The 12,983-nt window shown below is 65.7% G+C and carries 10 protein-coding genes and 1 riboswitch; of the genes, 9 read left to right on the top strand and 1 reads right to left on the bottom strand.

The features are described from left to right. Window positions 1-49: 49 nt before the first annotated feature. The gene (dctP, locus tag FOY53_RS20170; RefSeq protein WP_146592114.1) at window positions 50-1,150 is read right to left on the bottom strand and encodes a TRAP transporter substrate-binding protein DctP; all 1,101 of its coding nucleotides are present in this window, start codon (window positions 1,148-1,150) and stop codon (window positions 50-52) included. 275 nt (window positions 1,151-1,425) lie between these two features. Between dctP and FOY53_RS20165 the strand changes: the two genes are divergently transcribed. The 9 genes from FOY53_RS20165 (at window position 1,426) to FOY53_RS20125 (ending at window position 12,717) form a co-directional block, all read left to right on the top strand. After that, a complete protein-coding gene (locus FOY53_RS20165) occupies window positions 1,426-2,952 on the top strand; it encodes an acyl--CoA ligase (protein WP_146592113.1) in 1,527 nt (508 codons plus the stop codon). Window positions 2,953-3,061: 109 nt separating this feature from the next. Continuing rightward, window positions 3,062-4,042, top strand: a complete 981-nt coding sequence (locus FOY53_RS20160; protein ID WP_146592112.1) for a 2-dehydropantoate 2-reductase — start codon at window positions 3,062-3,064, stop codon at window positions 4,040-4,042. Window positions 4,043-4,252: 210 nt separating this feature from the next. Continuing rightward, window positions 4,253-5,095 carry a hypothetical protein gene (locus FOY53_RS20155; protein ID WP_146592111.1) on the top strand — a complete coding sequence of 281 codons (843 nt, stop codon included), beginning with the start codon at window positions 4,253-4,255 and terminating at the stop codon, window positions 5,093-5,095. Continuing rightward, window positions 5,092-6,033, top strand: coding sequence for an adenosylcobinamide-phosphate synthase CbiB (gene cbiB, locus FOY53_RS20150; RefSeq protein WP_146592110.1), 942 nt, complete (start codon window positions 5,092-5,094; stop codon window positions 6,031-6,033). Before FOY53_RS20155 ends, cbiB begins: the two co-directional genes overlap by 4 nt. A 10-nt stretch (window positions 6,034-6,043) precedes the next feature. Further along, complete coding sequence (gene cobD / locus FOY53_RS20145) at window positions 6,044-7,024, top strand: threonine-phosphate decarboxylase CobD (protein WP_146592109.1); 981 nt, start codon at window positions 6,044-6,046, stop codon at window positions 7,022-7,024. 53 nt (window positions 7,025-7,077) lie between these two features. Beyond that, a riboswitch (cobalamin riboswitch) is annotated at window positions 7,078-7,288 on the top strand. A 136-nt stretch (window positions 7,289-7,424) separates the two neighbouring features. Next, window positions 7,425-9,224 carry a TonB-dependent receptor plug domain-containing protein gene (locus FOY53_RS20140; RefSeq protein ID WP_146592108.1) on the top strand — a complete coding sequence of 600 codons (1,800 nt, stop codon included), beginning with the start codon at window positions 7,425-7,427 and terminating at the stop codon, window positions 9,222-9,224. Between the two features lie 4 nt (window positions 9,225-9,228). Further along, entirely contained in the window at window positions 9,229-10,059 is an 831-nt protein-coding gene (locus FOY53_RS20135; RefSeq protein ID WP_246107492.1) for an ABC transporter substrate-binding protein, read from the top strand. Then, the gene (cobO, locus tag FOY53_RS20130; protein WP_146592107.1) at window positions 10,056-10,679 is read left to right on the top strand and encodes a cob(I)yrinic acid a,c-diamide adenosyltransferase; all 624 of its coding nucleotides are present in this window, start codon (window positions 10,056-10,058) and stop codon (window positions 10,677-10,679) included. Before FOY53_RS20135 ends, cobO begins: the two co-directional genes overlap by 4 nt. A gap of 724 nt (window positions 10,680-11,403) precedes the next feature. Further along, window positions 11,404-12,717, top strand: a complete 1,314-nt coding sequence (locus FOY53_RS20125; RefSeq protein ID WP_246107491.1) for an acetamidase/formamidase family protein — start codon at window positions 11,404-11,406, stop codon at window positions 12,715-12,717. Window positions 12,718-12,983: the final 266 nt, after the last annotated feature.

Raw genomic sequence — 12,983 nt, 5'->3', positions numbered from 1 at the left:
CGGGCCCGCGCGGGAAATGCGCAGGCCCGGTCTGTCGGTCAGGCGCGGATCACAGGTCCAGCGTCAGGCCTTCGATCAGTTCGGGCGTCACATACCCGAGCGAGCCGGACATCATGTAGTCGAGCTGAATCTTGAACACCCGCGCCGCATCCTTGTCGCGGTTGGCGTAGTCGAACCAGATCGGCACGGCGACTTCGGTCATCAGTTCGACATCGTCCTGCGTGAGGCGGGTGATCTCGGTGCCGTCTGCCTCGAACTTTGGCCAGGCTTCCTGGTTGGCCTTCTGGATCTCGGCATGATGATGGATGGAATAGGCTTTGGTCTCCATCTCCATGAATTGCTTCATCTCTGGCGACAGCGCCTCCCAGGACCCCATGCTGACGGTGATATCCATGAGGTCGACCGGCTGATAGACGGACATGAAACCCGGAGGGCCCATGATGATGTACTTCGTCACCTGGCTGAAGCCGAGCGCGTAGTTGACCGCCGGCCCGGTGTAGTCGGCCACGTCGATGGTGCCCTTTTCCAGCGCCGGAAAGATTTCCGAGCCGGGCAGAACCGTGGTTTCGGCGCCAAGCTCGGTAAAGACCTCGGCCACCATGCCGCCGGGCATCCGCATCTTGCGGCCACGGAAATCGTCGATCGAGCGGATCGGCACCTTGGAGTGGATCAGGTTGGCGTCGTGCTGCACCGGGCCGATGTAATACATGCCCTGCGCCGCATAGAGTTCGCGCGCGATTTCCAGACCGCCAAGGCCATAGAAGAAGACGTCGAATTCATGCGGGTTGCGCAGACCCAGCGGATAGGACGTCAGGAACGTCGCCGCCGGAATGATGCCCTGGGCATAGATGGTAAAGGGGTTCACGGCGTCCAGAACGCCATTCTTGACGGCATCGAACAGCTGGAAATCCCCGACAACGTCATTGGCGCCGAAGGGGGTAAAGCTCAGCTCACCGCCGGTCTTTTCCTGGATGGTGCCGCACCAGTCCTTGAAGATCTGCAGGCCCGCTCCACCCGGCCAGCTGGTCTGGATCTTCCAGTTGGTTCCATGTGCCGCCGCCGTTGCCACATGCGGTGCAGCCAGACCGGCGGCTCCCAGACCGGCAATGCCAGCCAGCGCCTTGCGACGCGAAACGTTCTGATTGGTCATGTCGTCCTCCCGATAGATGCCGCTTTTTCGGCGGCTTTTCCATCCTCTCCCGTGGATGGTGCTCAAAAACTAGCGGCGCCAAGAGAATTGGTAAAGGTTTCTCTCCAATTATTGCAAAATATTCGGGGCGCATGCGCAGCCGCGCCCCGGCGGGCGACATGGCGACTGCCGGACCGCCAAAGTGACGGAGCGGCTTTTCTTTCCGGCGAACTTGATCAATCATCGCGCAAAACGGCAAGGCGCCGGTGCGGCGCGGGACCATGGAAGGAGATCACATGACCATTCTCAGCGAGCTTATTGCGCCCCATGACGCCGCCGCGCCGGCAATCGGTGCGCCGGGACGGGACTGGCTGAGCTATGGCGGGCTGCGGGACCTGGCCACAACGGTCGCCAGGTCGCTGCACGGGTTTGGAATCGGACGCGGAGACCGGGTGGCGATCGTGCTGCCCAACGGGCCTGAAATGGCGACCGCCTTTGTCACGATCGCCCAGACCGCCACCACCGCGCCGTTGAACCCGGCCTACCGCGAAGAGGAATATGCCTTTTATCTCGAGGATCTGAAGGCGCGGGCGCTGGTGGTCGAGGCCGGTTACGACGGCCCGGCGCTGGCGGCAGCGCGCACGCTTGGCCTGGCGGTTCTGCGCGTCGGCGTCGCGCCGGGCGCCGCAGCCGGGCAGTTCACCCTGAGCGCTGACCAGGCCCCCACCGAACTCGGTGACGCGGGCCCGGCGCAGGAAAGCGATGTGGCCCTGATCCTGCACACCTCGGGCACCACATCGCGCCCGAAGATCGTGCCGCTGCTGCAATCCAACGTCGCTGCTTCAGCGCGCAATATCGGTGCATCGCTGGGGCTTGGCGCCGCCGACCGCTGTCTGAACGTGATGCCGCTGTTCCACATTCACGGCCTGCTGGCTGCGGTGTCGGCATCGCTCGCCGCGGGCGGGTCGATCTGGTGCGCGCCCGGCTTCAATGCCCTGCAGTTCTTTGCCTGGATGCAGGAGGCGCGGCCCAGCTGGTACACCGCCGTTCCGACGATGCACCAGGCGATCCTGTCCCGGGCGGCGCGCAATCAGGACACGATCAAGGCGGTGCCGCTGCGGTTCCTGCGCTCCTCGTCGGCCTCCTTGCCGGCACAGGTCATGGTCCAGCTGAACGCGGTGTTCTCGGCCCCGGTGATCGAGGCCTACGGCATGACCGAAGCCGCGCATCAGATGTGCTGCAACCCCTTCGAGCGGCAGAAGCCCGGCTCGGTCGGCAAGGCCGCGGGGCCGGAGGTGGCGGTGGCGGACGAAACCAGCGACCGCATCATCGACGGCACCGGCGAGGTGGTGATTTCCGGCGCCAATGTCACCCCCGGCTACGAGGGCAATCCAGACGCCAATGCCAAGAATTTCTTTGAGGCAGGCGGCAAGCGCTGGTTCCGCACCGGGGATCAGGGACAGATCGATGCCGATGGCTTTCTGCACCTGACCGGACGCCTGAAGGAGATCATCAACCGGGGCGGCGAAAAGATCTCGCCGCTGGAGGTGGATGGCGTGTTGATGGATCACCCGGCCATCGCCCAGGTTGTGACCTTTGCCCTGCCGCATCCGAAACTGGGCGAGGAGGTCGCCGCGGCGGTGGTGTTGCGCGAGGGGGCGACGGCCGACGAGCGGGAGATCCGCGATTTTGCGGCGCAGCGCATGGCGGATTTCAAGGTGCCGCGCAGGGTGATCCTGCTGGATGAAATTCCCAAGGGCGCGACCGGCAAGATGCAGCGCATCGGTCTGGCCGAGAAGCTGGGGCTGGTGGCGGACGCCTGACGCGGCCCCGGCGCCGCACCGGGTTGCAGGCGTCGGAGTGATGAGTATTTGGAAAGAGAAGAAACAGGGGACGCACGGCTGATCATGCCGTGGCGCGGGGAATGACGGCATGAAGATCTGTGTGTTCGGAGCGGGCGCCATCGGCGGCTATATGGGGGTCAAGCTGGCGCAGGCCGGGGCGGATGTCAGCCTGGTTGCGCGCGGACCGCAACTGGCCGCGATGCAGGACCGGGGCCTGACGCTGATCGAGGAGGCAGGACAGGAGACGACCGCCAGGGTGCGGGCGGCGGAGGATCCGGCGGAACTCGGGGTGCAGGATTATGTGATTGTCACCCTCAAGGCACATTCGGTTCCGCCGGTGGTGCCGAGGATGCAGCCGCTGATCGGGCCAGGGACCACGATCGTCAGTGGCGTGAATGGCGTGCCCTGGTGGTATTTCCACAAGATCGGCGGCGCCTACGAAGGCACGCGGCTGGCGTCGGTCGACCCCGGCAACGCGCAGTGGGACGGCTTTGGGCCGGACCGGGTGCTGGGCTGTGTGGTCTATCCGGCGGCCGAAGTGATTGCGCCCGGGGTGATCAAGCATATCGAGGGCAACCGGTTTTCGCTGGGCGAGCCCGACGGCTCGAAGTCAGAGCGGGCGCTGGCGCTGTCGGCAGCGCTGTCCGAAGCCGGGCTGAAGGCGCCGGTGCGTCCCCGGCTGCGTGACGAGATCTGGGTCAAGCTCTGGGGCAACCTGTCGTTCAATCCGATTTCGGCGCTGACCCATGCGACGCTGGATGTGCTGTGCACCGACACCGGCACCCGGGCGGTGGCGCGCGGGATGATGCTCGAAGCGCAGCAGGTGGCGGAAAAGCTGGGGGTGAAATTCCCCATTGATGTCGAGCGGCGGATCGACGGTGGCGCCGCGGTGGGCGCGCACCGGACGTCGATGCTGCAGGATCTGGACCTGGGCCGCCCGCTGGAGATTGACGCGCTGGTCGGCTCGGTACAGGAGCTGGGTCGGGTGACCGAAACGCCGACGCCGACCATCGACACGGTGCTGGCGCTGGTGCAGTTGCGTGCCCGCTCGGCCGGACTTTACCGCTGAACGCGCGGGGAGGAGCCGGGCCGCGCGGGCGGGCCGGGTTCCGGGGACGCGTCAGTCGGGTCTTCGGGGCTGCTGTCCTCAGTTGCGGTCGCGGGGCTCTCTGACCGGGCCGGCACCGGCAGAAAAATGTGCTCGCCGGTTGCCGCCCGGCGCAGGATGGCTATGCAGGGGGCGCTCCGCCAACTGGCGGCACTCTGCTCCGGAGACACCATGCGAACGACCCTCAAGGCGCTGCCGCCCGCATCCCTGAGCCATCGCGTCACAAGCCATTTCGGCGAGTGGCTGCAGGGGCGGCTTGGACCGGAAGGCCCGGTGGTTCTGGTGACGCTCGCCTGCGCGGACATCCATGTGGATGCCGACCATGCGCCGTCGCCGGATCTGGAGCTGCATCATGCCACCCCGGGCGCCGTGACATTGCCACAGTTGCGCGACTTGCTGCGCTGCCTTGGCAAACCGGCCAGCGGCATCTTTCGCCTTGCGGGAAACGCTCCGCCCGGGGCCGGGGCCGGGGCCTCGACGGCGGCGCTGGTGGCGCTGGCCCGCAGCGTCGGCGCTGATGAGGCGCGGCTGCCCGCCGCCTGTCTGGCGGTGGAGGGGGCCAGCGATCCGCTGATGTTGCCGCAACCGGACTCGGTGCTCTGGGCGTCGAGACAGGGTGTGGTGCTGGACCACCTGCCGCCGCCGCCGTGCTGTGACATTCTGGGCGGTTATCTTGGCGCCCCGGTGCCGACGGTGGCTGCCGATCAGCGGTTTGCCGATATCTCGGATCTTGTGGCGGCCTGGCGGGAGGCCTCCGGCGCGGGGGACCTGGCGCGGCTGGCGGCCCTGGCGTCGGAAGCGGCCTGCCGGACCACGGGGCTGCGCGGACCGGTGCCGGATCCGGTGCCGGATCTCGCCCGCACGCTCGGCGCTCTGGGCCATGCCCGGGCGCATACGGGATCGGCCCGCGCGCTGATTTTTGCGCCGGGCGCGGTGCCTGCGGGTGCGGGCGCGGTGCTGGAGCAGGCCGGGCTGACCGGGGTGTTTTCATTTCGGACGGGACGCAACGGATGAGCTTTGCCGCTGCGCTGCTATTGGGGTTTCTGATCGAAGCCGCGCTCGGCTGGCCTGCGGCGCTGTTTCGCAGGATCGGTCACCCGGTGACCTGGATCGGATGGCTTATAGCGCGGCTCGAGGCGGCGTTGAACCGCCCCGCTGACGCGGCAGCGGTGCAGCACATGCGCGGCGCCGCGACGGTTGCCACTGTGCTGGGCCTCTGCGTGTCGGCGACCTGGCTGGTGGGCCAACTCTTGCCCGGCGGATGGATCGGCATGGTTCTGGCGGCAGGGCTTGCCTGGCCGTTTCTTGCCCCGAGATCGCTGTTTGATCACGTGGCGGCGGTGGCGCGGCCGCTGCGGGAGGGGGATACTGCGGCGGCCCGCGCGGCGGTGGCCATGATCGTGGGCCGGGATCCGAGCGCGCTGGACGAGGCCGGGATTGCGCGCGCTGCTCTGGAAAGCCTGGCGGAAAATGCCTCGGACGGCGTTGTCGCGCCGGTGTTCTGGGGGCTGGTGTTCGGATTGCCCGGGCTGGTGGGCTACAAGGCGATCAACACGCTCGATTCGATGATCGGGCATCGCACGCAGCGCTACGAAAGTTTCGGGATGGTGGCGGCCCGACTGGACGATCTGGTGAATCTGCTTCCGGCCCGACTGACCGGTTTGCTGTTTGCGTTGGCGTCGAGCCGGATACGCCGGTCGGCCTCGGTGATGCTGCGCGATGCGCGCCAGCACCGCTCGCCCAACGCCGGCTGGCCCGAGGCCGCGATGGCCGGGGCGCTGGGCGTACGCCTGTCCGGGCCGCGCATCTATGCCAGCCGTGTGGCCGAAGAGGCCTGGCTCAATCCCGGCGCCCCGGATCCGCAGGCAGCGGACCTGCGGCGGGGGCTTGTGCTGTACCGGCGAGCAATGTTTGTCCTGGTCTGCGGAATCGCGCTGATTGCGCTGGTATAGGGGCGACGGGATGCGGGATCATGGCGGGGATTTGCAGGCGGCGGCGGCCCGCTATGGCGGCGACAGTTCGGATTGGCTGGACCTGTCCACCGGGATCAACCCGGTGCCCTATCCGGTCGGACCGCTGCCCGCCGAGGCCTGGACCCGTCTGCCGGAACGCAGCAGCCTGACCCGGCTGGAGCGGGCCGCTGCGCAGCGCTACGCCACGAATCTCGAGGTCGTGGCGACGGCGGGGGCGCAGGCGGCGATCCAGTTGGTGCCGCTGCTGCGGGCGCCGGGGCAGGCGGCTGTCCTGACGCCGACCTACAATGAACACGCCGCGGCGCTGCGGGCCGCCGGATGGCAGGTTGCGGATTGCAGGGACATTGCCGGGCTGGGCGGCAGCGATCTTGCCGTGGTGGTCAACCCCAACAATCCGGACGGCCGGCGCCATGCGCCCCAGGCCTTGCGGCAGCTGGCAGACCGGGTGGGGGTGCTGGTCGTCGACGAAAGCTTTGTCGATCCGGACCCGGCGCTGTCCGTTGCCAGCCTTGCCGGGCCTGTGCCGGCGAACCTGATTGTCCTGCGCTCGTTCGGCAAATTCTACGGGCTTGCCGGTCTGCGCCTTGGCTTTGCGCTCTGCGCGCCCGGGATGGCGACGCAGCTGCGCGACAGGATCGGTCCCTGGCCGGTGTCGGGTCTGGCCGTCACCGTGGCGGTGCGGGCCCTGCAAGACACCGGCTGGGCGCAGCGCACCACCACCAGGTTGCGCGCGGATGCCACACGGCTGGATGCCCTGGCGCAGGCGGCAGGCTGGCAGGTGGTTGGCGGGACACCGCTGTTTCGCACCTATCACACGCCCGATGCCGGAGAGGCGCAGGCCACGCTCGCCGGGCAGAGGATCTGGAGCCGGATCTTTCCCTATTCGCGTCACTGGATCCGCCTTGGGCTGCCGCCCGATGCGTCCGGCTGGTCCCGGCTTGCCTCTGCCCTGACAGCGGCGAGGGCTTAGACTTCCGTCGAAGGTAGGCCGTTTGCCCTATTGACGCCACCCGCCCGGAGTGGTTGTAACGGGGGGCTTTCGGTCTGGGCGTCCAACCTGTGTTGGCTGTCCGGTGAAAAGGGAACGTGGTGCCCCATTCGGGAATTCCACGACTGCCCCCGCAACTGTGAGCGGCGAGCGAAGCTGAACATGCCACTGCCGGGACACCGGTCGGGAAGGCCAGCCAAGCGTTGACCCGCAAGTCAGGAGACCTGCCAGAAGCGAACACCCGGTCCGGGCGCGGGGCGCGTCAGGGCGGCGGAAGTTTCCGCAGTGGTGTCGTTCACCATCTGCGGGCGGGATCTCCCACTCCAGATAAAACCGAAAACCTTGCCGGCCATTGGCCGGACATCTGGCTTGGAACAACCTTTTGAAAAACTCTATCAGACATATTCTCCTGTGCTCGGCCGCGCTGATGCCGTCGCAGATCGCGGCGCAGTCGGGCGCGGTGATCGACCTCGACCCGATCACGGTCTACGGCGGCCTGCTGCCCACGACGCTGGATGCCACAGGCGCAACGATCGACCTGCTGGACAGCGACGATCTGGGGCAGGGCGGGTCTGCGGTGGGCGACAGCCTCGCGGCCCTTCCGGGCGTGACGGTCAGTGCCAATGGCGGCCTGGGTACGCGGGCCGCGGTGCGGGTGCGCGGACTGGATGCCAGCTATCTTGGCGTGCGCGTTGACGGGATCGAAGTCACCGATCCCTCGAGCACGCAGACCAGCTTCAATTTCGGCACGCTGACGTCGGGCACGCTGGACCGGATCACTCTGGTCAAGGGCACTCAGTCGGCGATCTATGGCTCGGACGCAATCGCCGGGATGATCGACGTACAGTCCTGGCGACCGGACGCCGATGGCGTTTCGGGACGCGCGTCGCTTGAATACGGCAGTTTCAATACCCGCACCGCGACCGGCAGTGTCGGATTCCGCGATGCCCGCGCCGAACTGGCATTCAGCCTGAGCCGGGTGACAACAGACGGGTTCTCGGCCCGCGACAGCGATGACGAAGACGACGGTTTTGCGCAGACCTCGGCCAACCTGTTTGCAGCCTACCAGCTGACCGATGCCCTGCGTGTCGGTGTCTCGGGGTTGTGGTCGGATGGCACCTCGGAATTCGACCGCTCGTCGAGCAACAGCAGCGGTGACACCGTCGAAGAACGTTCGGGACTGCGCGCCTTTGCCGAATTCGCCAGTGGCGCGTGGCTGCACGAAGTCTCGCTCAGCGGCTTTCGCAGCGACCGCTACGACGCGGGCGGCTATACCAAGGAATTCATCGGCGAACGGCTGAAGGCGGCCTACCTGGGTCGGGTGACCCTGTCGCCGATGGCGGAACTGGCCTTTGGTCTGGACTGGACCGAAGAGCGCGCGGCGCTGGACGGCAGCGATTTCGACGCCTCGAACGCTGCCGCCTTCGGTGAAGTCAAGCTTGCCCCGCGCGACGATCTGGAAATTTCCGCGACGCTGCGCTATGACGACTATTCGGATTTTGACGGCGCGTTTTCCGGCCGGGCAGCGCTGGCCTGGCGGGCCACGGGGGCGACGACGGTGCGCAGCTCGTTCGGCACCGGCTACCGGGCGCCGTCACTCTATGAACGCTTTGGCCCCTATGCCGGAACGGATCTGGAATCCGAGACCAGCCGCAGTTTCGATCTTGGTGTCGAACAGCAGATCGGGCAGGCCGGCACGCTGCGCGCCACCGCCTTTTACATCGAGATCGACAACCTGATCCAATACGACTTTGCCAGTGGCGGCTATGCCCAGGTGCCCGGGACCACCGTGTCCAAGGGGGTCGAACTGTCCGCAGCCTACCCCGTCTCGGACCGGCTGAGCCTGTCCGGCAACTACACCTATACGCTTGCTGAAACCGATGGCGATCGTCTGACCCGTGTGCCGCGTCACGAACTGTCCCTGTCGGCAGATCTGGAAGTGACCGACCGTGTCTCGACCGGGCTGACAGTCACCCGCGTGGCGGATATTCTCGACGGATTCGGCATGCCGACGCCACTGGACGACTATACGCTGGTGGACCTTACGGCACGCTACGATCTCAGCGACCGGACCCAGGCCTATGCCACGGTGCGCAACCTGACGGACGAGGAGTATGAGACAGTGCGCGGCTACAACACCTCCGAAAGGGCGCTTTATGTCGGTATCCGCACCGATTTCTAGGCGGTTGTGGCGGACGCTCCTGGCCGGATGGCTGGGAGCGATGCCGGTGGCGGGTCTGGCCGGGGAATTGCCGCGCGTGGTGTCGATGAACCTCTGCACGGATCAGTTGGTCCTGTTGCTGGCGGATCCGGAACAGATCGTCTCGCTCAGCCGTCTGTCCGACGATCCGCGCTCGTCCTCGCTGGCACAGCAGGCGCGGTCCTATCCGCGCAACAGTGGGCGGGCCGAAGAGATTTTTCTCTCGGCCCCCGACGTTCTGGTTGCCGGACGCTATTCAGAACGGGCAACCCTGGACATGTTGCGGGCGATGGGCGTTGTGGTCGAGCAGTTCGCGATCACCACGTCGCTGGCGGAAATTCCGGAACAGATCCGGACGATGGGTGGGCTGTTGCAGCAGACTGGCCGCGCCGAGGCCCTGGCGAGCGGGGTCGAAGCCCGGTTGCAGGCGGCCTCGCGGGCCGGTCCGGACGCGCCGGTCGCGGCCTTCTATTACCCCAACGGCTATTCGCTGGGCGCCGACACGCTGAGCCATGACATCGTCACCACCGGAGGATTCCGCAATCTGACGCAGGAACTGGGCATGACCGGCGGCGGTCGGCTGGATCTGGAACAGCTTGTCCAGCAGGCGCCCGATGTCCTTATCTCGTCACCGCGCTATGGCGGGCATTCCCGGTCCGAAGACACCGCGTTTCACCCGGTGCTGTCGCACTACGCCCAGGACAACAGGGTGATCTTCAGCACCTCCGACTGGGTCTGCGGCACCCCCCTCACGCTGCGCGCGGTCCAGGACGTCGCAGACGCCCGCGCAGCCCTCACCAGCAGGAAGAACCCGTGACCGAACAGACTTCAGACGACAACGCCCGGCACGCCGAACGCATGGCCAGGGTCCAGTCCGCGCGCAAGAAAATGATGGCCAAGAAGACCAGGACCAAGGGGCTGATCATTGTTCACACCGGCAATGGCAAAGGCAAAAGCAGTTCCGGATTTGGCATGATCCTGCGCTGCATCGGTCACGGCTTTCCCTGTGCGGTCGTGCAGTTCATCAAGGGGTCGATGCACTCGGCCGACCGCGAACTGCTCAAGGAACGGTTCGCCGACATCTGTCAGGTGCATGTGATGGGCGAGGGATTCACCTGGGACACGCAGGACCGCGAACGGGATATCGCTGCGGCCCGGCGCGCCTGGGAAAAGGCCAAAGAGCTGATCCGCGATCCATTGAACCGCATGGTGCTGCTGGACGAGCTGAACATCGCGCTTCGCTACGATTACCTGGATGCCGCTGAAATCGCCGACTTCCTGCTGACCGAAAAGCCCGAGATGACGCATGTGGTCATCACGGGCCGCAATGCGCCCGACCGGCTGATCGAAATTGCCGACCTGGTGACCGAGATGCAAGAGATCAAACACCCTTTCCGCAAGCAGGGCATTGCTGCCCAGCCAGGCGTCGAGTTCTGAACGGTCCCTGAAACCCTGCCGTCCGCCCCGCCAATCGCCGTCGCCTGCAAACTTGGTGCCGGTGCCGTCCGCCGGAAGGGTCGGTGGACCGGCGACACGGCGATAGGGGGCTGAACCTTCAGCGTCATCTGCCTGCGGCACGGCATGCAGCATCCGCGACCGGCCAGCCCTGCCAGTCGCGGCAGGCAGGCGACCGTTCTGGTGGTCTGCCTGAGCGGCAGCTGAAACAGGACCCCGACCGCTGCGTTCGCGATGACCGGCGACCGGCCCTGTCAGCCGACTTGCGGCCTGTGCCACGTCCACTCCTGCACGGGCCAAAGCGCTTGACCGTCGCCGGACCGGCGCGTCGTGCTTTAGCGGGCGGGTCCGGGCCCGGTCATGCCGCCCCTCCAGCCGCATGGACTCATGTGGTGAATCCACCGCAGACGCGGTTTTACATCAATGCCCCGAGCTGTGCGACGCGCCGGCGCGCCGGGCGATGGCGCCGAGATAAGTCCGCTGACTTGTATCAAAAGCGCTGCATCAGGCTGCAAGGTTGCGGGTTTTTTCATCGACACGCCTCGATTCAATCGACCGCCGGTGAAATCACGGCAATCCCGACGTGACAGGTTTTGTCGGCACCCGGATTGTCCGAGTCGTTTTAACATCCTTACCAGAGGCGTGCGGAATGCATTTCAACAACTTACGCGGCAACAGCTTCGGAAAACGAACATATGGCCTGACGATGGCAGCATTGCTTGCCGCAGGCTCGGTCAGTGCACAGGAGGGATGCGGCGAGGCAGCTTCCGTGCCGACCCACCATTTGATTCCCGCCAATTCCGAAACGGTGCACTGGGGCTATTTCAGCAAGGATCGCGCCCCGCAGGCCTATGTTCATTCCGGCGACTATGTCACGCTGGAGACCTTGACCCACCACGCGAACGACGACGCGTCCCGGATGGTTGCCGGTGATCCCGGAGCGGAAAGCGTGTTCGCATGGGACGCGGGAACCAAGGGGGTGGATCGCCGCGGCGCAGGACCGATGGACGCATCCGTCTACGGTCGTGGCGCGGGTGAAGGATTCGGCGTCCATATTCTGACAGGCCCGGTGTATGTCTGCGGCGCTGAACCCGGCGATGTCCTCGAGGTGCGCATTCTCGACATGGCGCCGCGACCTTCGGGCAACCCCGAGTATGCGGGCAGGACGTTCGGATCGAACGCAGCGGCCTGGTGGGGGTTTCACTACAACGACATGATCGAAGAGCCAAAGGGGCGAGAGGTTATCACGATCTTCGAAATCGATCCCTCGGGCGAGCGCACCTGGGCAAACGCGGTCTACAAGTTTCAGTGGACCCCCCAGACCGACCCCTTTGGAGTTGTCCACGAGACGATCGACTATCCCGGCGTCCCGGTCGACCATGACACGGTCGAGAAACTGCCGACGCTTGACGGCGTGCGCATTCCCATCCGCATGCATTTCGGAACGATGGGCGTTGCGCCTGCCGAAGCCGATTTTGTCGACTCTGTTCCGCCGTCCTATTTCGGCGGAAACATAGACAACTGGCGGATCGGCAAGGGTGGAACCATGTATTACCCCGTCGCCGTGCCGGGTGCGCTGCTGAGCGCAGGCGACCCGCATGCCGCTCAGGGTGACTCCGAACTGGCAGGCACGGCCATCGAAACCTCGATGACCGGGCTGGTGCAGGTTGTGCTGCACAAGGCCGCAGCCCAACAGGGCACCATTTTGCAAGGTCTGGACTATCCGCTACTGGAGACGGACAGCGAATGGGTGGTGCACGGATTCAGCTATGCCAATTACCTGACAGAGTTGGGCGAGGCCGCGCAGTCCGACATCTATTCCAAGTCGTCCATCGACACTGCGATGCGGGACGCCTTCCGCAAAATGCGCCACTTCCTGATGACCGCGAAAGGTCTTGGCGAGGACGAGGCGGTGTCGCTCATGTCGGTGGCGGCAGATTTCGGCGTGACTCAGGTTGTCGACGGAAACTGGGGCGTACACGGCGTGATATCCAAGAGCATCTTCCCCGCGTCGAAGTAACAACCAAGTGGCGCTCTCCACAGGGGGCGCCACGAGTTTCCCGGGCTTTTCGTCGAAAGCTCAATCGGCCATGCGGGGCGCATCTGAGCGAGCGTTGTGTAGTGGTAAGTCCCTTGCTTTCCAAGGAAGCGTTTTGAGGGCGTTGTTGCACAAGTCTGACGACGGAGGATTCACTTCGTGAATCCATGGCGTTAGACGCGCGGTATGAGCAAGCCATCTCCCATCCGCTATCGCACGACGAACTGGTCCAGCTACAACGCATCGCT

Source organism: Puniceibacterium confluentis (genome assembly GCF_007923445.1).
GTDB lineage: Bacteria > Pseudomonadota > Alphaproteobacteria > Rhodobacterales > Rhodobacteraceae > Puniceibacterium > Puniceibacterium confluentis.
The sequence above is the reverse complement of the archived record's forward strand: the minus strand, read 5'-3'. Positions and strand labels throughout refer to the sequence as shown.

Excerpts from the sequence above, each read along its gene's own strand:
- FOY53_RS20160 (WP_146592112.1), top strand. The coding sequence starts at position 3,062 with ATGAAGATCTGTGTGTTCGGAGCGGGCGCCATCGGCGGCTATATGGGG.
- FOY53_RS20125 (WP_246107491.1), top strand. The coding sequence starts at position 11,404 with ATGGCAGCATTGCTTGCCGCAGGCTCGGTCAGTGCACAGGAGGGATGC.
- cobD (WP_146592109.1), top strand. The coding sequence starts at position 6,044 with ATGCGGGATCATGGCGGGGATTTGCAGGCGGCGGCGGCCCGCTATGGC.
- dctP (WP_146592114.1), bottom strand. The coding sequence starts at position 1,150 with ATGACCAATCAGAACGTTTCGCGTCGCAAGGCGCTGGCTGGCATTGCC.
- FOY53_RS20155 (WP_146592111.1), top strand. The coding sequence starts at position 4,253 with ATGCGAACGACCCTCAAGGCGCTGCCGCCCGCATCCCTGAGCCATCGC.
- cbiB (WP_146592110.1), top strand. The coding sequence starts at position 5,092 with ATGAGCTTTGCCGCTGCGCTGCTATTGGGGTTTCTGATCGAAGCCGCG.
- FOY53_RS20165 (WP_146592113.1), top strand. The coding sequence starts at position 1,426 with ATGACCATTCTCAGCGAGCTTATTGCGCCCCATGACGCCGCCGCGCCG.